General features: G+C 69.9%; 14 protein-coding genes. 7 read left to right on the plus strand and 7 right to left on the minus strand.

Going from position 1 to position 17,785, the window contains the following annotated elements:
• Positions 1–17: 17 nt before the first annotated feature.
• The 7 genes from ACFYZY_RS00555 (at position 18) to ACFYZY_RS00585 (ending at position 6,181) form a co-directional block, all read left to right on the plus strand.
• A complete protein-coding gene (locus ACFYZY_RS00555) occupies positions 18–1,217 on the plus strand; it encodes a hypothetical protein (protein WP_388688029.1) in 1,200 nt (399 codons plus the stop codon).
• An 8-nt stretch (positions 1,218–1,225) separates the two neighbouring features.
• Positions 1,226–2,332 (plus strand): hypothetical protein, encoded by a 1,107-nt coding sequence (locus tag ACFYZY_RS00560; protein WP_388688031.1) that lies wholly within the window; start codon positions 1,226–1,228, stop codon positions 2,330–2,332.
• A gap of 3 nt (positions 2,333–2,335) precedes the next feature.
• Complete coding sequence (locus ACFYZY_RS00565) at positions 2,336–3,052, plus strand: hypothetical protein (protein ID WP_388688034.1); 717 nt, start codon at positions 2,336–2,338, stop codon at positions 3,050–3,052.
• 148 nt (positions 3,053–3,200) lie between these two features.
• The gene (locus ACFYZY_RS00570) at positions 3,201–4,646 is read left to right on the plus strand and encodes a phage tail protein (protein ID WP_388688037.1); all 1,446 of its coding nucleotides are present in this window, start codon (positions 3,201–3,203) and stop codon (positions 4,644–4,646) included.
• Between the two features lie 77 nt (positions 4,647–4,723).
• Entirely contained in the window at positions 4,724–5,656 is a 933-nt protein-coding gene (locus ACFYZY_RS00575; protein ID WP_388688040.1) for a peptidoglycan-binding protein, read from the plus strand.
• An 11-nt stretch (positions 5,657–5,667) separates the two neighbouring features.
• Positions 5,668–5,922: a hypothetical protein gene (locus ACFYZY_RS00580; protein WP_388688043.1), complete on the plus strand. Its 255-nt coding sequence runs from the start codon at positions 5,668–5,670 to the stop codon at positions 5,920–5,922.
• Positions 5,909–6,181: a hypothetical protein gene (locus ACFYZY_RS00585; protein WP_388688046.1), complete on the plus strand. Its 273-nt coding sequence runs from the start codon at positions 5,909–5,911 to the stop codon at positions 6,179–6,181. Before ACFYZY_RS00580 ends, ACFYZY_RS00585 begins: the two co-directional genes overlap by 14 nt.
• A gap of 64 nt (positions 6,182–6,245) precedes the next feature.
• Here ACFYZY_RS00585 and ACFYZY_RS00590 read toward each other — a convergent pair whose 3' ends face one another.
• The 7 genes from ACFYZY_RS00590 to rplK all read right to left on the minus strand — a co-directional run bounded on the left by ACFYZY_RS00590 (position 6,246) and on the right by rplK (position 17,773).
• Complete coding sequence (locus ACFYZY_RS00590) at positions 6,246–10,145, minus strand: DNA-directed RNA polymerase subunit beta' (protein WP_388688048.1); 3,900 nt, start codon at positions 10,143–10,145, stop codon at positions 6,246–6,248.
• A 98-nt stretch (positions 10,146–10,243) separates the two neighbouring features.
• Complete coding sequence (gene rpoB / locus ACFYZY_RS00595; protein ID WP_388688051.1) at positions 10,244–13,726, minus strand: DNA-directed RNA polymerase subunit beta; 3,483 nt, start codon at positions 13,724–13,726, stop codon at positions 10,244–10,246.
• 549 nt (positions 13,727–14,275) lie between these two features.
• Positions 14,276–14,659 carry a 50S ribosomal protein L7/L12 gene (gene rplL / locus ACFYZY_RS00600; protein WP_388688054.1) on the minus strand — a complete coding sequence of 128 codons (384 nt, stop codon included), beginning with the start codon at positions 14,657–14,659 and terminating at the stop codon, positions 14,276–14,278.
• Positions 14,660–14,770: 111 nt separating this feature from the next.
• Positions 14,771–15,301 (minus strand): 50S ribosomal protein L10, encoded by a 531-nt coding sequence (rplJ, locus tag ACFYZY_RS00605; RefSeq protein ID WP_388688057.1) that lies wholly within the window; start codon positions 15,299–15,301, stop codon positions 14,771–14,773.
• Positions 15,302–15,549: 248 nt separating this feature from the next.
• Complete coding sequence (locus tag ACFYZY_RS00610; RefSeq protein WP_388688060.1) at positions 15,550–16,383, minus strand: hypothetical protein; 834 nt, start codon at positions 16,381–16,383, stop codon at positions 15,550–15,552.
• 123 nt (positions 16,384–16,506) lie between these two features.
• On the minus strand, positions 16,507–17,235 hold the full coding sequence (gene rplA, locus ACFYZY_RS00615) for a 50S ribosomal protein L1 (RefSeq protein WP_388688063.1): 729 nt from the start codon (positions 17,233–17,235) through the stop codon (positions 16,507–16,509).
• A 103-nt stretch (positions 17,236–17,338) separates the two neighbouring features.
• Entirely contained in the window at positions 17,339–17,773 is a 435-nt protein-coding gene (gene rplK / locus ACFYZY_RS00620; protein ID WP_030208950.1) for a 50S ribosomal protein L11, read from the minus strand.
• Positions 17,774–17,785: the final 12 nt, after the last annotated feature.

Below are 17,785 nucleotides of genomic sequence, written 5' to 3' on the forward strand. Positions count from 1 at the left end.
TCTCCCAGGAGGACCTCATGCCCGTGCGCAGCGCATGGCTGATCAACCGCACCGAGACCGAGTCCGGCCAGTCCCGCGCCGACACCCGGCTCGCCCCCATCGGCACCATGGCCCCCACCGGCGCGCTGACCAGCGCCACCGGCATCCTGCCGGGGTCGAAGGACGGCACGTACATCATGGACGCGCTGTACGTCTACGGGGACACCGCCGGCATGACGGCGAACGTCGCTCCGGGCCGGGCCGTCGTCCAGGGCTCCGCCGCCGCCGGCGCCTACCCGGTCGTGCTCACCGACTACACCCAGATCACCTTCGAGGACGGCGACGCCAACAACGACCGGGTCGACCTGGTCCTGCTGCGGGTGTACGACGCCCAGTTCGACACGATCAACAACCGCACCGAGGCCGTCCTGGAGATCCTCAAGGGCACGCCCGGCCAGCCGGACCCGCAGTCGGTGCCGGAGGGCGCGCTGCCGCTGGCCAAGGTCGTCGTCCCGGCGGGCGCGTCCGTCGGCACGGGCGGCCTGGACTGGTCCAAGGCCGTCTACGACCTGCGGCACACCACCGTCGCCGTCGGCGGCATCCTGGCGGAGTCGTGGAACCGGGACATGAAGGGCGGCTACTCCGGCCAGTACCGGGACAACGCCACCCAGCTCCAGCGCTGGGACGGCAACCGCTGGATCTCCTACCCCAAGCACATCGGCGGCATCGCCCCGCAGGGCGCGCTGGCGGCCGGCGAGTACGTGGGCCAGTACCGCGACGAGGGCGGCAGGCTCCAGCGCTGGGACGGCACGGTCTGGCGCCCGATCGCGCCGGCGAACGGCTGGAACCACAACAACGACGGCGGCTACTGCAAGTCCGTGACCTGGGTCGAGACCATCACCGACACCGGCGTCCCGGGCATCTCCGCCTCGTTCACCACGCCCGTCTCGGGCGCGGTGCTGGTGACCGTCGGCTACCGGGGCAACAACCCGGTCGACGCCGGCTGGTCCCAGATGTCGGCGAACATCCGCCTCGCCGGTGCCGTCGTCGTGCCCGCCGACGACGCGCGCGCCGCGCAGCTGACGGGCAGGGCGGTCCTGTCGGTCTCGCACACCTTCCGGGTGACCGGCCTCAAGCCGCACACCGTGTACGACGCGGTCGCCGCGTACGTCTCGTCGGCGACCAGCAACAACGCCTGGATCGACAACCGGTTCATCCGCGTCGACCCGGTGCTGTGAGCCGGCCGATGGGCAAGGACGTGATCACGCCCGTCTACCGGGCGCTCTTCTGCGACCTGCGCACGGACCAGGTCCTCGACATCCTGCCGCTCACCGAGGCCAAGTTCGACGACTTCATCGGCAAGTCGGGGTCGCTGTCCGCGACCGTGCCCCTGCCCGGACCGGGCCTGGCGGCACGGGCCAAGGAGGCCCTCCGGCCCGGCCGCACCGCGGTGTGGCTGGAGCGGGACGGGGACATCTGGTGGGGCGGGGTGCTGTGGACCTGCACCCCCGCCTCCGACGAGCAGGGCCGGATGACGGTGCAGTTCCAGGCGGGCACCTTCGACTCCTACCTGGACCACCGCATCCTCTCCGACAGCATCGCGGGCACCGCGACCGACCAGTTCGACATCGCGCGGGCCCTGGTCGAACACGCCCAGGCGCAGGCCGGCGGCGACATCGGGATCAGCCTCGGCGCGGAGATGTCCGGTGTCCACCGGGACTTCGCGTACGGCTACTCGGCCCTGGCCCGCGTCCGCGAACTGCTCGACAAGCTGGCCCAGCTCGCCGACGGCTTCGAATGGCGCGTCCACTGCTACCGCGACGGCCAGGGCCGCCGCGTCAAGCGGCTCCAGCTGGGGTACCCGGTCATCCGCGGCGGCCGTTCGGACATCGTCCTGGACCATCCGGGTCCCGTCCTGTCGTACAGCCTGCCCACGGACTCGACCGTGCAGGCGAACGTCTGGGTCGCCCGTGGCGACTCGGACAACACCGACCAGGCCCAGGAATCCGAGCCGCTGACGGTGAAGGAGTCCGAGCCCGGCGACCTCGTGGCCGGCTGGCCGCGCCTGGAGCGCACCTCCGACCACAGCGGGGTGAAGGACCCGGAGGTGCTGCGGTCGCTGGCCCGGGCCGAGCTCGCCCGGCAGCGCCGGCCCGAGCAGATCCCCGAGCTGACGGTCGTCCTGGACGGCCGGATCACCCCCGCCCTGCTGGGTTCCCTGATCCGGCTGCGCGTCCGTGACCTGTGGCACCCGGACGGGCTCGACGCCCACTACCGGGTCGTCGGCCTGGCCGTGAACCCGCCCCAGCGCACCAAGCCGGAGACGGCCACGCTCTATCTGGAAGGGGTGTAACCCTTGGCGATCATTCCCACCGACCTGCTGGACCGCATCCGCGACCTGGAACGGCAGATCCGGGAGCTGATGGGCAGCGCCAACACCACTCCGGCGCTGAACCAGATCAACAACGGCGAGGTCGTCATCGGCGACGGCGGCCGGCTGCGGGTCCGTTCCGCCGAGGGCGAGGACCTGATCCACATGGGCAGGGTCCAGCCGGACCGCGGCCCGGACAAACCCCAGCAGGGTCTGATGGTCCGCCGCGACGACGGCTCCCTGGCGCTGACGGTGCGGACCCCCGCGCCGGACCAGCTGAGCACCCAGCCGGTGCAGATCTTCGACCGGTGGGGCAACGTCGTCGTCGCCGACGACGCCGCGCAGCGCGGGCTCGCCCGCCCGTACATCCCGTACGCGCTGCCCCGGCCGGTCGACACGGCCCGCTGGGAGTCCACCGGAAGCGTCGAGTGGACCACGCTCTACAGCGGTCCGGGCATCGTGCAGCACCCGCGCCTGTACGCGCGGATCGCGGTCCGGGGCGCGGCCGGCGCGGAGGTCCGCCTCCTCGTGGACGGCGTCCCGGTGGGCCCCGTCGGCACGCCGGACGCGGGCCTGGAGTTCACCGAGCCGCTGTCGGCCGCGTTCAGCGCGACGGTCACCTTCGAGATCCAGGCGAAGGTCGCCGCGGCGGGCGACACGGTCCGCTGCAGCCCGCTCGCGCTGTACGGCGTGCAGTCCTGACGCACGGCACCCGTGCCGGCGGCCGTCGCCCTCCTCCGGGCGGGCGGCGGCCGCCGGCCGGCACCGCGCCGCCCCGTCCGGCGCCCGCGCTCCCCCGCCACCGGCCCGCCGCCGGCCCCGTACCCGCCCAACCGAAGGAGAACGCCCCGTGCTCCCCGCGTCCATCCCGACCGTCCGCGTCACCGCCCGCTACCTGACCCCGGACGGCAGCCCCATGAGCGGTTCCGTCGAGTTCCGCCCGCCGTCCCTGCTGACCCACACCGACGCCGACGTGTTCGTCGGCGGTCCGACCGTCGCCCGGCTGGACGGCGAGGGGCGGATCAACGTCGTCCTGCCCGCCACCGACGCCCCCGGCTGGAACCCGGTCGACTGGACCTACCAGGTGACCGAGAAGCTCGGCGGCCTCGGCCGGCTCCGTGCGTACCAGATCGCCCTCCCGGCCTCCCGTCCCGCGGTCGACCTCGCCGACACGGCCCCCGCCGACCCGAACACCCCGCACTACGTGGCCGTGCCCGGCCCGCCCGGACCCGCCGGGCAGATGGGGCCGGTGGGTCCGGCGGGCCCGGTCCGCTCGGTCAACGGCCGCACCACCCCCGACATCACCCTGACCGCCGCCGACCTGTCGGCCGTCGCCGTCTCCACGGTGGGCACGGCGGGCGGCGTGGCGGCGCTCGGCCCCGACGGCAAGGTCCCCCTCGCCCAGCTGCCGGCCACCGGGGGCGCGGTCTCCTCCGTGAACGGGCAGACCGGCGCGGTCACCCTCACCGCCGCCGAACTCGGCGCGCTGACCCAGGCGACGGGGGACATCCGCTACCTGGGCATCAACGCCGCCCCGGTGAAGTCGGTCAACGGCCAGGCGGGCGCGGTCCAGCTGAAGGCGTCCGACGTCGCGGCGGTCGCCGCCGGGGACGCGGTGCTCCTGACCGGCGACCAGACGGTGAACGGCGCCAAGACCTTCGCCGCTCCCCCGTCGACCGCGGTCAACCCCACCACCGCCCACCACCTGGTCCGGCGCGGCTACGTCGACGCGGTCTCGGCGGCCGGCACCTGGTCGCCCGCGTCGATGGGCTTCGCCGGCTGGGCGTTCGACCCGGCGGCCTCCTCGGCCAACTCCGTGCAGTACTGCATCAACGGCTGGGTGTACCTGATCGGCATCCCGCTGCACGCGGCCACCACCGTGAAGAACGTCGTCTTCTACGTGCCCGGGTACGTGGGCGGCACGCTCGGCGCCGCCTCCCTCGCCGGCCTCTACACCGCCGCCGGCGCGAAGGTCGGCCAGACGGCCACGCTGAACACGACGATCACCGCGACCGAGGGCAAGACGTTCGTCCTGCCGCTGACCGCCCAGTACAACGCCGCCCCCGGCAACTACTGGGTGGCGCTGCTGATCAACGGCCCGAGCCCGTCCAACAGCGGCCCGGCCTTCATGCGCGGCGCCTCCATGGGCGAGACCCCGGGCGGCAGCGCCCGCATGCCGGGGTCGTTCGTCCGCCACGGCCGGCTGCCCACCACCGGTCAGACCTCCCTGCCCGCGTCGTTCACCCCCTCCACCGTGCTCGCCGACTCCAACGCGATCTGGGCCGCCCTGTCCTGACCGGGCCCCCTCCGCACCACCCGCCCCGTGCCGTCCGAACGGCACGGGGCGTTCTCCTCTCCGAAAGGAGCCCTCGTATGGCCACTCCCCTCACCGCCGACCAGCTGCTCGCCGCGCTGCGCGCCGAAGGCGTCACCGTCGTCGAGCACCGCGAATGGCGCACCCACAACCGCAATCACGTCGGTGCCTGGGGCCCGGTCAACGGCGTGATGATCCACCACACCGTCTCCAGTGGCAGCGCGGCCTCCGTCGAGCTCTGCTACAACGGCTACGCCGAACTGCCCGGCCCCCTGTGCCACGGCGTCATCGACAAGGAGGGCGTCGTCCACCTGGTCGGCAACGGCCGCGCCAACCACGCGGGCGGCGGCGACCCCGACGTCCTGAAGGCGGTCATCGCCGAGAACTACGGGGACCGCCCGCCCGCCACCGACGAGCACCAGGGCAGCGCGGGCGCCGTCGACGGCAACGCCCGCTTCTACGGCTTCGAGTGCGTCAACCTCGGGGACGGCGCCGACCCCTGGCCGGCCGCCCAGCTCGACGCCATCGAGCGCGCCTCCGCCGCGATCTGCCGCGCCCACGCCTGGGGCGCCAAGTCCGTCATCGGGCACCTGGAGTGGTCGGACCACAAGAGCGATCCGCGCGGCTTCACCATGCCGGACCTGCGCGGCCGGATCGCCGCCCGGCTCGCCGCCGCCCCGTCGAAGGCGCCCGCCACGAGCCCGGCCGGGCCGTCCGGCGGCGCCCCCTCGGGCGCCCCGCGCCTCCAGCCGTTTCCCGGAAGCGAGTTCTTCACCGGCTCCACCAGCTCCCCGGTGATCACCGCGATGGGCCGCCGGCTCGTCGCCGAGGGCTGCTCCGCGTACGGCGTGGGCCCCGGCCCCCGCTGGACGGAGGCCGACCGGCGCAGCTACGCGAAGTGGCAGCGCAAGCTCGGGTTCCGCGGCGCCGACGCCGACGGCGTGCCCGGCCGCGCCTCCTGGAACGCCCTGAAGGTCCCGTACACCCGGTGAGGAGCCCGCAGATGTCCGATGCCGCCAAGCGCACGGCCCGCACGATCGTCCAGACCGCCGTGGCCCTCGCCGTCGTCCTGCCCGCCGTCGTCGACGCCTCCGGCATCCCGGCCACCCTTCCCTGGGCCGCCGGGGCGCTCGCCGTCGCGGGCGCGCTGACCCGCGTGATGGCCCTGCCGGGGGTGCAGCGGCTGCTGCCGTCCTGGCTGCGGAGCGGGGAACCGGACGCCGCCGTCCTCCCGGGGGCCGCCGATGACCGACTCTGACACGTCCCACTCGGGCGACCCGGTGGCGGTCGCCCTGGAACTGGAGCGGCTGCGCGGCACGCTGGAGGCCGGCTTCGCCCGCGTCGACGGGTCGCTGGCCCTGCTGGTCCAGCGCCACGACCAGACGGACAAGCAGCTCGCCGACCACGAGCTCCGGCTCGACTCCCTGGAACGCTCGCGCTGGCCGGTGGCCAGCGTCACCGTCCTGGTGGCGAGCGCCGGCCTGATGCTCACCACCTGGCAGGCCCTCGGCCGCTGAACACGCCGCAGGGCGGCCACCCCGTCGTACACGGGGTGACCGCCCTGCGGTTCAGGCGACTCGCTTACTGGTTGTACGGACCGTAGTCGTAGTCCTCCAGCGGAACGGCCTGGCCGGAGCCCGAACCGAACGGCGAGTAGTCGATGTCGTCGTAGCCGACGGCCGAGTACATCGCGGCCTTGGCCTCCTCGGTCGGCTCGACCCGGATGTTGCGGTAGCGGGACAGACCCGTACCGGCCGGGATGAGCTTACCGATGATGACGTTCTCCTTGAGGCCGATGAGGCTGTCGGACTTGGCGTTGATCGCCGCGTCCGTCAGGACTCGGGTCGTCTCCTGGAAGGAGGCGGCCGACAGCCAGGACTCCGTCGCGAGCGAGGCCTTGGTGATACCCATCAGCTGCGGACGGCCGGAGGCGGGGTGACCGCCCTCGGTGACCACACGACGGTTCTCGGTCTCGAACTTCGACCGCTCGACCAGCTCGCCCGGAAGGAGCTCCGCGTCGCCGGACTCGATGATCGTCACGCGGCGCAGCATCTGCCGGATGATGATCTCGATGTGCTTGTCGTGGATCGACACGCCCTGCGAGTTGTAGACCTTCTGGACCTCGCCGACCAGGTGGACCTGGACCGCGCGCTGACCGAGGATCCGGAGCACGTCGTGCGGGTTGGTGGCACCCACGGTGAGCTTCTGGCCCACCTCGACGTGGTCGCCCTCGCCCACGAGCAGACGGGCACGCTTCGAGATCGGGAACGCCGTCTCGTCGGTGCCGTCGTCCGGGGTGACGACGATCTTCTTGGTCTTCTCGGTCTCCTCGATGCGGACGCGGCCGGCCGCCTCCGAGATCGGGGCGACACCCTTCGGCTGCCGGGCCTCGAAGAGCTCGACGACACGGGGCAGACCCTGGGTGATGTCGTCACCGGCCACACCACCGGTGTGGAAGGTACGCATCGTCAGCTGGGTGCCGGGCTCACCGATGGACTGGGCGGCGATGATGCCGACCGCCTCACCGATGTCGACCAGCTTGCCGGTGGCGAGCGAACGGCCGTAGCAGAACGCACACGTACCGACCGCGGACTCACAGGTCAGGACCGAACGGGTCTTGACCTCCTCGACGCCCGCGTTGACCAGGGCGTCGATGAGCACGTCGCCCAGGTCGACGTTGGCCGGCGCGATGACCTTGCCGTCCACGACGACGTCCTCGGCGAGCATCCGCGCGTACACGGAGGTCTCGACGTCCTCGGTCTTGCGCAGGACACCCGTCTCGTCCTTCGCCGCGATCCGCAGCTTCAGACCGCGCTCGGTGCCGCAGTCCTCCTCGCGGATGATCACGTCCTGCGAGACGTCCACCAGACGACGGGTCAGGTAACCCGAGTCGGCGGTACGCAGGGCGGTGTCGGCGAGACCCTTACGGGCACCGTGCGTCGAGATGAAGTACTCGAGGACGGAGAGGCCCTCACGGAAGGACGCCTTGATCGGACGCGGGATGGTCTCGTTCTTCGCGTTCGACACCAGACCACGCATACCGGCGATCTGCCGCATCTGCATCATGTTTCCTCGGGCACCCGAGTCAACCATCATGAAGATGGGGTTCGTCTTGGGGAAGTTCGCGTTCATCGCGTCGGCGACCTTGTTGGTGGCCTCCGTCCAGATCGCGATGAGCTCCTGCGTGCGCTCGTCCTTGGTGATCAGACCGCGCTCGTACTGACGCTGGACCTTCTCGTCGCGCGCCTCGTAGTCGCGGACGATCTCCTTCTTCGCCTCGGGGACGACGACGTCGGAGATGGCCACGGTGACACCGGAACGGGTCGCCCAGTAGAAGCCCGCCGCCTTCAGGTTGTCGAGCGTCGCCGCCACGATGACCTTGGGGTAGCGCTCCGCCAGGTCGTTGACGATCTCGGAGAGCTGCTTCTTGCCCACCGAGTAGTCGACGAACGGGTAGTCCTCGGGCAGCAGCTCGTTGAAGAGCGCGCGGCCCAGGGTGGTGCGCAGGCGGAACGAGTCCCCCTGCTGCCACTCGGGCTCGCCCTCCTCGCGGGCCGGCGGGGTCCAGCCGCGCGGCGGGATGGTGCCCACCGGGAAGCGGATGTCCACCGGCGACTGCAGCGCCAGCTCGCCGGCGTCGAACGCCATGATCGCCTCGGCCGTGGAGCCGAACGCGCGGCCCTCGCCCTTGGTGTCGCGCAGCTCGCCGTCGGTGGTCAGGAAGAACAGACCGAGGACCATGTCCTGGGTCGGCATCGTGACCGGGCGGCCGTCGGCCGGCTTGAGGATGTTGTTCGAGGACAGCATCAGGATGCGGGCCTCGGCCTGCGCCTCCGCGGAGAGCGGCAGGTGGACGGCCATCTGGTCACCGTCGAAGTCCGCGTTGAACGCGGTGCAGACGAGCGGGTGGATCTGGATGGCCTTGCCCTCGACCAGCTGCGGCTCGAACGCCTGGATGCCGAGGCGGTGCAGCGTGGGCGCACGGTTCAGGAGGACCGGGTGCTCCGCGATGACCTCTTCGAGGACGTCGTACACGACCGTGCGGCCGCGCTCGACCATCCGCTTGGCCGACTTGATGTTCTGCGCGTGGTTCAGGTCCACCAGGCGCTTCATCACGAACGGCTTGAAGAGCTCGAGCGCCATGGCCTTCGGCAGACCGCACTGGTGCAGCTTGAGCTGCGGGCCGACGACGATGACGGAACGCGCCGAGTAGTCGACTCGCTTGCCGAGCAGGTTCTGGCGGAAACGGCCCTGCTTGCCCTTCAGCATGTCGCTGAGGGACTTCAGCGGGCGGTTGCCGGGACCGGTGACCGGGCGACCGCGACGACCGTTGTCGAAGAGGGCGTCCACGGCCTCCTGGAGCATGCGCTTCTCGTTGTTCACGATGATCTCGGGCGCGCCGAGGTCGAGAAGCCGCTTCAGGCGGTTGTTGCGGTTGATCACGCGGCGGTACAGGTCGTTCAGGTCGGAGGTCGCGAAGCGGCCACCGTCCAGCTGCACCATCGGACGCAGGTCCGGCGGGATGACCGGCACGCAGTCGAGAACCATGCCCTTGGGGCTGTTCGCGGTCTGCAGGAACGCGGAGACGACCTTGAGGCGCTTGAGCGCGCGGGTCTTCTTCTGGCCCTTGCCGGTGCGGATGATCTCGCGGAGGCGCTCGGCCTCCTCCTCCAGGTCGAAGGACTCCAGGCGCTTCTGCAGCGCCGCGGCGCCCATCGAGCCGTCGAAGTACGTGCCGAAGCGGTCACGCAGCTCGCGGTAGAGGAGCTCGTCGCCCTCCAGGTCCTGGACCTTGAGGTTCTTGAAGCGGGACCAGACCTCGTCCAGGCGGTCGATCTCGCGCTGCGCGCGGTCGCGCAGCTGCTTCATCTCGCGCTCGGCACCCTCGCGCACCTTGCGGCGCACGTCGGCCTTGGCGCCCTCGGCCTCCAGCTCGGCGAGGTCGTTCTCGAGCTTCTTGGCGCGGGCCTCCAGGTCGGAGTCGCGACGGTTCTCGATCTGCTGACGCTCGACGGAGACGTGCGCCTCCAGGGAGGGCAGGTCACGCGTACGGCGCTCGTCGTCGACGTACGTGATCATGTACGCCGCGAAGTAGATGACCTTCTCCAGGTCCTTCGGGGCGAGGTCGAGCAGGTACCCGAGGCGCGACGGGACGCCCTTGAAGTACCAGATGTGGGTGACGGGAGCGGCCAGCTCGATGTGGCCCATCCGCTCGCGGCGCACCTTGGCGCGGGTGACCTCGACGCCACACCGCTCACAGATGATGCCCTTGAAGCGGACGCGCTTGTACTTGCCGCAGTAGCACTCCCAGTCCCGGGTCGGACCGAAGATCTTCTCGCAGAAGAGTCCGTCCTTCTCGGGCTTGAGCGTGCGGTAGTTGATGGTCTCCGGCTTCTTGACCTCGCCGTGGCTCCACTGACGGATGTCGTCAGCGGTGGCCAGACCGATCCGGAGCTCGTCGAAGAAGTTGACGTCGAGCACTATGCGTCAATCCCTCTCAGGGTTGTAAGGCTTGGGGTCTGATACGGGGGTCCTGGGGCCGGCGGGCCTTGATCGCTCAAGGCCCGCCGAAACTCCCGTCAGACCTCTTCGACGCTGCTCGGCTCGCGCCGGGACAGGTCGATGCCGAGCTCCTCCGCTGCGCGGAAGACGTCCTCGTCGGTGTCGCGCATCTCGATGGACATGCCGTCCGAGGACAGCACCTCCACGTTGAGGCACAGGGACTGCATCTCCTTGATGAGCACCTTGAAGGACTCGGGGATGCCGGGCTCAGGGATGTTCTCGCCCTTGACGATGGCCTCGTAGACCTTCACGCGGCCGGTCACGTCGTCGGACTTGATCGTCAGCAGCTCCTGGAGGGCGTACGCGGCGCCATAAGCCTCCAGCGCCCACACCTCCATCTCACCGAAGCGCTGGCCACCGAACTGGGCCTTACCACCCAGCGGCTGCTGGGTGATCATCGAGTACGGGCCGGTCGAACGCGCGTGGAGCTTGTCGTCGACCAGGTGGTGGAGCTTGAGGATGTACATGTACCCGACGGAGATCGGGTCCGGGAACGGCTCGCCGGAGCGGCCGTCGAACAGCCTCGCCTTGCCGGTCGGGAGCACCATGCGCTCGCCGTCGCGGTTCGGGATGGTGTGCTGGAGCAGGCCGGCCAGCTCGTCCTCGCGCGCGCCGTCGAAGACGGGGGTGGCGACGTTGGTGCCGGGGGCGACCTTGTCGGCGCCGATCGCCTGGAGGCGCTGCGCCCACTCGTCCGCGAGCCCGGAGACGTCCCAGCCGCGGCTGGCGAGCCAGCCGAGGTGGATCTCCAGGACCTGTCCCGGGTTCATTCGGGACGGGACGCCCAGCGGGTTGAGGATGATGTCGACCGGGGTGCCGTCCTCCAGGAACGGCATGTCCTCGATCGGCAGGATCTTCGAGATGACGCCCTTGTTGCCGTGACGGCCGGCGAGCTTGTCACCGTCGGTGATCTTGCGCTTCTGGGCGACGTAGACGCGGACCAGCTGGTTCACGCCCGGGGGAAGCTCGTCGCCCTCCTCGCGGTCGAAGACGCGCACGCCGATGATCTTGCCGATCTCGCCGTGCGGCACCTTCAGGGAGGTGTCACGGACCTCGCGGGCCTTCTCGCCGAAGATCGCGCGGAGCAGGCGCTCCTCCGGGGTCAGCTCGGTCTCGCCCTTGGGCGTGACCTTGCCGACCAGGATGTCGCCGGCGACGACCTCGGCACCGATGCGGATGATGCCGCGCTCGTCGAGGTCGGCGAGGACCTCCTCGGAGACGTTCGGGATGTCCCGGGTGATCTCCTCGGGGCCCAGCTTGGTGTCACGGGCGTCGACCTCGTGCTCCTCGATGTGGATCGAGGAGAGGACGTCGTCCTGCACGAGGCGCTGCGACAGGATGATCGCGTCCTCGTAGTTGTGGCCCTCCCACGGCATGAACGCCACGAGCAGGTTCTTGCCGAGCGCCATCTCGCCGTCTTCGGTGGCGGGGCCGTCGGCGAGGACCTGGCCCTCGACGACGCGGTCGCCCTCGTCCACGACGACCTTCTGGTTCACCGAGGTGCCCTGGTTGGACCGGGAGAACTTGTGCAGGCGGTACGTGATGTACGTGCCGTCGTCGTTGGCGACCGTGATGTAGTCGGCCGACAGCTCCTGGACGACACCGTCCTTCTCGGCCTTGAGCACGTCGCCGGCGTCGGTGGCGCAGCGGTACTCCATGCCGGTGCCGACGAGCGGGGCCTCCGACTTGATGAGGGGCACCGCCTGACGCATCATGTTCGCGCCCATGAGGGCGCGGTTGGCGTCGTCGTGCTCCAGGAAGGGGATCATGGCGGTCGCGACCGACACCATCTGGCGCGGCGAGACGTCCATGTAGTCCACGTCCGACGGCTCGACGTAGTCGACCTCGCCGCCGCGCTTGCGGACCAGGACGCGGTTCTCGGAGAAGCGCAGATCGTCGTCGAGCGCGGCGTTGGCCTGCGCGATGACGAAGCGGTCCTCCTCGTCGGCGGTGACGTAGTCGACCTCGTCGGTGACCTGGCCGTCGACGACCTTGCGGTACGGCGTCTCGATGAAGCCGAACGCGTTGACGCGGCCGTACGAGGCGAGCGAACCGATCAGACCGATGTTCGGGCCTTCGGGGGTCTCGATCGGGCACATGCGTCCGTAGTGGGACGGGTGCACGTCTCGGACCTCGAAGCCGGCCCGCTCGCGGGACAGACCACCGGGACCCAGCGCCGAGAGACGACGCTTGTGCGTCAGACCCGACAGCGGGTTGTTCTGGTCCATGAACTGCGACAGCTGGCTGGTGCCGAAGAACTCCTTGATGGAGGCGACGACCGGCCGGATGTTGATCAGGGTCTGCGGCGTGATCGCCTCGACGTCCTGCGTGGTCATGCGCTCGCGGACGACGCGCTCCATCCGGGCCAGACCCGTGCGGACCTGGTTCTGGATGAGCTCGCCGACGTTGCGCAGACGGCGGTTGCCGAAGTGGTCGATGTCGTCGGTCTCGACGACGATCTCGTTGCCGTTCTCACCGATCGTCTCGGTCTCGCCCGCGTGGAGCTTCACGAGGTACTTGATCGTGGCGATGATGTCGTCCGTGGTGAGGACGCCGGCGTCCAGCGGCTCGTCCGCGCCGAGCTTCTTGTTCACCTTGTAGCGGCCGACCTTCGCGAGGTCGTAGCGCTTCGGGTTGAAGTAGAGGTTCTCGAGCAGCGTCTGGGCGGCCTCGCGGGTCGGCGGCTCGCCCGGGCGCAGCTTGCGGTAGATGTCGAGCAGCGCGTCGTCCTGGCCCTGGGTGTGGTCCTTCTCCAGGGTGGCGCGCATGGACTCGTACTCGCCGAACTCCTGGAGGATCTGCTCGGTGGTCCAGCCGAGGGCCTTCAGGAGGACGGTGACGGACTGCTTGCGCTTGCGGTCGATGCGGACACCGACCAGGTCGCGCTTGTCGATCTCCATCTCCAGCCAGGCACCCCGGGAGGGGATGATCTTGGCGGAGAAGATGTCCTTGTCGGACGTCTTGTCGATCGAGGAGTCGAAGTAGACGCCGGGCGAGCGGACCAGCTGCGACACCACGACACGCTCGGTGCCGTTGATGACGAAGGTGCCCTTGTTGGTCATGAGCGGGAAGTCGCCCATGAAGACCGTCTGGGACTTGATCTCGCCGGTCTCGTTGTTGGTGAACTCGGCGGTGACGAAGAGCGGGGCGCCGTACGTGAAGTCACGGTCCTTGCACTCGTCGATCGAGTTCTTCGGCGGCTCGAAGCGGTGGTCGCGGAAGGTCAGCGACATCGACCCGGAGAAGTCCTCGATCGGGGAGATCTCCTCGAAGATCTCCTCCAGGCCGGACTTCGTGGGGACGTCCTGTCCCGACTCAAGGGCAGCCTCGACGCGAGCCTTCCAGGCGGCGTTGCCGAGCAGCCAGTCAAAACTCTCGGTCTGCAGCGCGAGGAGGTTCGGAACCTCGAGGGGCTCCTTGATCTTTGCAAAGGAGATGCGCAGCGGGGCGGTGCTTGCGCCGTTGTTCGTATTGGTCGAGGCGTTGCGCGAGGCGGCCAAGAGGGGGTCCTTCCGAGGGCTCGGACTCACTACGCGCGTACCGGTCCCCAGCAGTGCTTCACGGCAGACGTTTCCTGATGTGGCCGAAAGGCCAGGTCAGACGGGGTCGGACGGTGAAGCGGATGCGAAGGTATGCCCCTGGTGACGGGCAGGGGGCAGCTAACAGGCAGCGCAAAGGGTCAGTGTAGCCACTTGGCTCACTGATGTCCAGGGCGAGATCTTCGCGACCCTCGTTGCACTCAACTCCGCTGCACCTCGCGCCGTGTGGCGCACCTCGATACTGCCCGTTCCGCCGTCGATCCATGCCTCGGATACGGATCGTTGTGACGACGCGTCCTGAGAATTGCGCGCTGCGTGCGGTTCGTCAAGGGCTCCCGCTCCGCGAGGCGCACGGCGAAGATCACCATACTCCGCTTCCGGCGGCCCCCAGGACCCCCGCCGCGCCCGTCGCCGGGAACGCCGAAAGGCGACCACCCATGTGGATGATCGCCCTTCGGTGCTCCCGCGTTACACGGGAGCGTGAGTCTGCTTCAGCGACTCGAAACGGTCTTACTTGACCGTGACGGAGGCGCCAGCGGCCTTGAGGGCCTCGGCGGCCTTGTCAGCGGCCTCCTTCGCGACCTTCTCGAGGACCGGCTTCGGGGTGCCGTCGACGAGGTCCTTGGCCTCCTTGAGGCCCAGGGAGGTGAGCTCGCGCACGACCTTGATGACCTGGATCTTCTTGTCGCCGGCACCCTCGAGGATGACGTCGAACTCGTCCTGCTCGGCCTCGGCCTCGGCCGGGGCACCGGCAGCGGCGGGACCGGCGACGGCGACGGCCGCGGCGGCGGTGACGTCGAACTTCTCCTCGAAGGCCTTCACGAACTCGGAGAGCTCGATGAGGGTCATCTCCTCGAACTGGGCGAGGAGGTCGTCCTGAGAGAGCTTCGCCATGATGGGCGATCCTTCCAACTAATTCGGCAGGTGCCGGATGTGTGTAGAGGCGGGCGTAGCGGCCCGCTGCGACCCGCGCGCTAGGCGGCGCGGATCAATGCGCGAGCCGAATTACTCGGCACCGCCCTGCTCGGCGAGCTTGACGCGAAGCGCCTCCGCGGTGCGGACGAACTTCGACGGCAGCGCCTGGAAGAGCGAGGCAGCCTGGGACTGCTTGCCCTTGAACGCGCCGGCCAGCTTGCTGAGCAGAACCTCGCGGGACTCGAGGTCCGCGAGCTTCTTGATCTCATCGGCGGAGAGCGCCTTGCCATCAAGGACACCGCCCTTGATGATGAGATTCGGGTTCTCCTTGGCGAAGTCACGCAGGCTCTTCGCCGACTCCACCGGGTCACCGGTGATGAAGGCGACCGCGGTCGGACCAGCGAAGTGCTCGTCCAGCGCGGTGATCCCGGCCTGGTTGGCCGCAATCTTGGTCAGCGTGTTCTTCACCACGGCGTACTGGGCGTTCTCACCGAGCGAACGACGCAGCGTCTTGAGCTGCGACACGGTGAGACCCCGGTACTCGGTCAGCACGGCGGCGTTCGAGCTGCGGAACTGGTCCTCAAGCTCGGCCACCGCGGCAGCCTTGTCGGGCCTTGCCATAGAGCGTCGGCCTCCTTCCGGGTGATGAGGACCGCTCAGAAGGGGCTGACAAAACAAAACGCCCCGGCGCAGGCGCTCGGGGCTCAGCTCCACCGCATCACGAGGATCCGGGAACTCTTCCACAATCACCTGCGCGGGTCGTTCGCGTCTCAGCGAATCCTTCGGCCACCACGCCTTGACGGCACAGCGACGACCAGCGGTCTTTGGCTTCTGTGGAAGAGTACGCGACCGGGTCGGCCAGGGGCAAATCAGCCCTGACCGCGGCTTCCGCCGATCTTCTTCAGGAGCTCCGCGAAGCCGAACGTGTCGCCGGCGGCCGGGGCCCGGACGCCGGTCCGGGCGCCGTAGCCGGTGTAGGTCGTGGTGAGCTTCGTCAGCGCCCCGTCGGCCTCGGTCCGGACGCTCGTCCGCACGGGCCGGCCGTCCGCGCCGATCCAGACCTCCATCTCCCTGCCTCCCGGGAGCTCCCCCTCGTACGCCTGTGCCGCGACGGCGGAGCCCTTGACGGGGCCGAGGTGCTTCAGCGTCGGGGAGGCGGCGAGGAGGCCGAGCTCTCCGGCCGGGTCCTGGTTCACGCCGTTCAGGCCGGCGGTCAGCTGGGTCGCGAGGCCGTCCTCCGCGCCCACTTCCGCCGGATCGACCTTCATCCAGCGCTTGCCGCCCGTCTGCGCGGTCTGCGCGGCGCCCACGTCCACGTAGGTCACCCCGCCGACCGCGAGCACGCGCGTCTCGGCCGGGGCGCCGGGCACGTCGGCCAGGTAGGTCGAGTCGGTGACCTTCAGGTCCGCGGTCGCGGGCTTCCAGCTCCGGACGCCGGTGAACGTGCTGCTGCCGGGCGCCCGGCCGCCGCTCACCGAGAGGCGCATCTCGACCCTGGCGCCTCCGGCCCCCGCGGTCTTCTCGGAGGCGGCCCGTACGGCCTTCGCCGCCTCCTCGTGGCTCTGCGTGCCCGGCGCCGCCGTCGCGGACGCGGAGCCCGCCGCCTTCTTCGTACCGCCGCCGTCCTCGCACCCCGCGACGCCCGTCGCGACGGCCAGGACCGCCAGGACGGCGGTCGCGCGCTTCCGTACGGACCCGTTCATGCGTCCCCCCACTTCTCGTTCCCCCTTGACCGGGGGCCTGCGGCCCCGAACGTAACAAAGAACCGGCCCCCGCCCCTCCGAGGAGGGGCGGGGGCCGGTGACCACTCAGTGAACCCGGGGGGTTCAGACCGCGGCCGGGTCCTCCTCGACGAGGAGGTTGCGGGTGCGGTTGGAGTCCAGCGGGATGCCGGGGCCCATCGTCGTCGTCAGGGTCGCCTTCTTGATGTAGCGGCCCTTGGCGGCGGACGGCTTCAGACGGAGGATCTCCTCCAGGGCCGCGGCGTAGTTCTCGACCAGCTTCGTCTCGTCGAAGGAGACCTTGCCGATGATGAAGTGCAGGTTCGAGTGCTTGTCGACGCGGAACTCGATCTTGCCGCCCTTGATGTCGTTGACGGCCTTGGCGACATCGGGGGTGACGGTGCCGACCTTGGGGTTCGGCATGAGACCACGCGGGCCGAGGACGCGGCCGAGGCGGCCGACCTTGCCCATGAGGTCCGGGGTGGCCACCACGGCGTCGAACTCGTTCAGGCGGTTGCCCTTGGAGATCTCGTCGATGAGCTCGTCGGAGCCGACGATGTCGGCGCCCGCGGCGATCGCGGCCTCGGCACGGTCACCGGCCGCGAAGACCAGGACCCGGGCGGTCTTGCCGGTGCCGTGCGGAAGGTTCACGGTGCCACGGACCATCTGGTCGGCCTTGCGCGGGTCGACACCCAGGCGGAAGGCGACCTCGACGGTGCCGTCGAACTTCGTGGTGGCGGTGTCCTTGGCGAGACGGACGGCCTCGAGGGGAGCGTAGTTCCGCTCGCGGTCGACCTTGGCGTCCGCGCCGCGGAGAGCCTTGCTGCGCTTCACTTCTTCTCCTGTGGAGTTGCGCCACACGGCTCGGCCGCGTGGCAGGTGTGGAGTCGTGGTGGGGGCCAGCGCTCGGCCCTCCCACTGGTCACGAGGGGGGTGATCAGCCCTCGACCGTGATGCCCATGGAACGGGCGGTGCCGGCGATGATCTTCGACGCGGCGTCCAGGTCGTTGGCGTTCAGGTCGGGCAGCTTGACCGAGGCGATCTCGCGGACCTGGGCGGCCGTGAGCTTGGCGACCTTGGTCTTGTGCGGCTCGCCGGATCCCTTGTCCACACCAGCGGCCTTGAGGATCAGCTTCGCGGCCGGCGGAGTCTTGGTGATGAAGGTGAAGGAACGGTCCTCGTAGACCGTGATCTCCACCGGCACGACCATGCCACGCTGCGACTCGGTCGCGGCGTTGTAGGCCTTGCAGAACTCCATGATGTTGACGCCGTGCTGACCGAGCGCGGGGCCGACCGGCGGGGCCGGGTTGGCCGCGCCGGCGTTGATCTGGAGCTTGATAAGCCCCGTGACCTTCTTCTTCTTGGGAGGCATTGCTCTCTCCGG

The sequence above is a fragment of the Streptomyces sp. NPDC001744 genome (genome assembly GCF_042892575.1).
Taxonomy (GTDB): Bacteria; Actinomycetota; Actinomycetes; order Streptomycetales; family Streptomycetaceae; genus Streptomyces.

What these genes read in the sequence shown, in the direction of transcription:
- ACFYZY_RS00555 (WP_388688029.1), top strand. Translation starts at nt 18, where the DNA reads ATGCCCGTGCGCAGCGCATGGCTGATCAACCGCACCGAGACCGAGTCC.
- ACFYZY_RS00560 (WP_388688031.1), top strand. Translation starts at nt 1,226, where the DNA reads ATGGGCAAGGACGTGATCACGCCCGTCTACCGGGCGCTCTTCTGCGAC.
- ACFYZY_RS00575 (WP_388688040.1), top strand. Translation starts at nt 4,724, where the DNA reads ATGGCCACTCCCCTCACCGCCGACCAGCTGCTCGCCGCGCTGCGCGCC.
- ACFYZY_RS00580 (WP_388688043.1), top strand. Translation starts at nt 5,668, where the DNA reads ATGTCCGATGCCGCCAAGCGCACGGCCCGCACGATCGTCCAGACCGCC.
- ACFYZY_RS00585 (WP_388688046.1), top strand. Translation starts at nt 5,909, where the DNA reads ATGACCGACTCTGACACGTCCCACTCGGGCGACCCGGTGGCGGTCGCC.
- rplL (WP_388688054.1), bottom strand. Translation starts at nt 14,659, where the DNA reads ATGGCGAAGCTCTCTCAGGACGACCTCCTCGCCCAGTTCGAGGAGATG.
- rplJ (WP_388688057.1), bottom strand. Translation starts at nt 15,301, where the DNA reads ATGGCAAGGCCCGACAAGGCTGCCGCGGTGGCCGAGCTTGAGGACCAG.
- ACFYZY_RS00610 (WP_388688060.1), bottom strand. Translation starts at nt 16,383, where the DNA reads ATGAACGGGTCCGTACGGAAGCGCGCGACCGCCGTCCTGGCGGTCCTG.
- rplK (WP_030208950.1), bottom strand. Translation starts at nt 17,773, where the DNA reads ATGCCTCCCAAGAAGAAGAAGGTCACGGGGCTTATCAAGCTCCAGATC.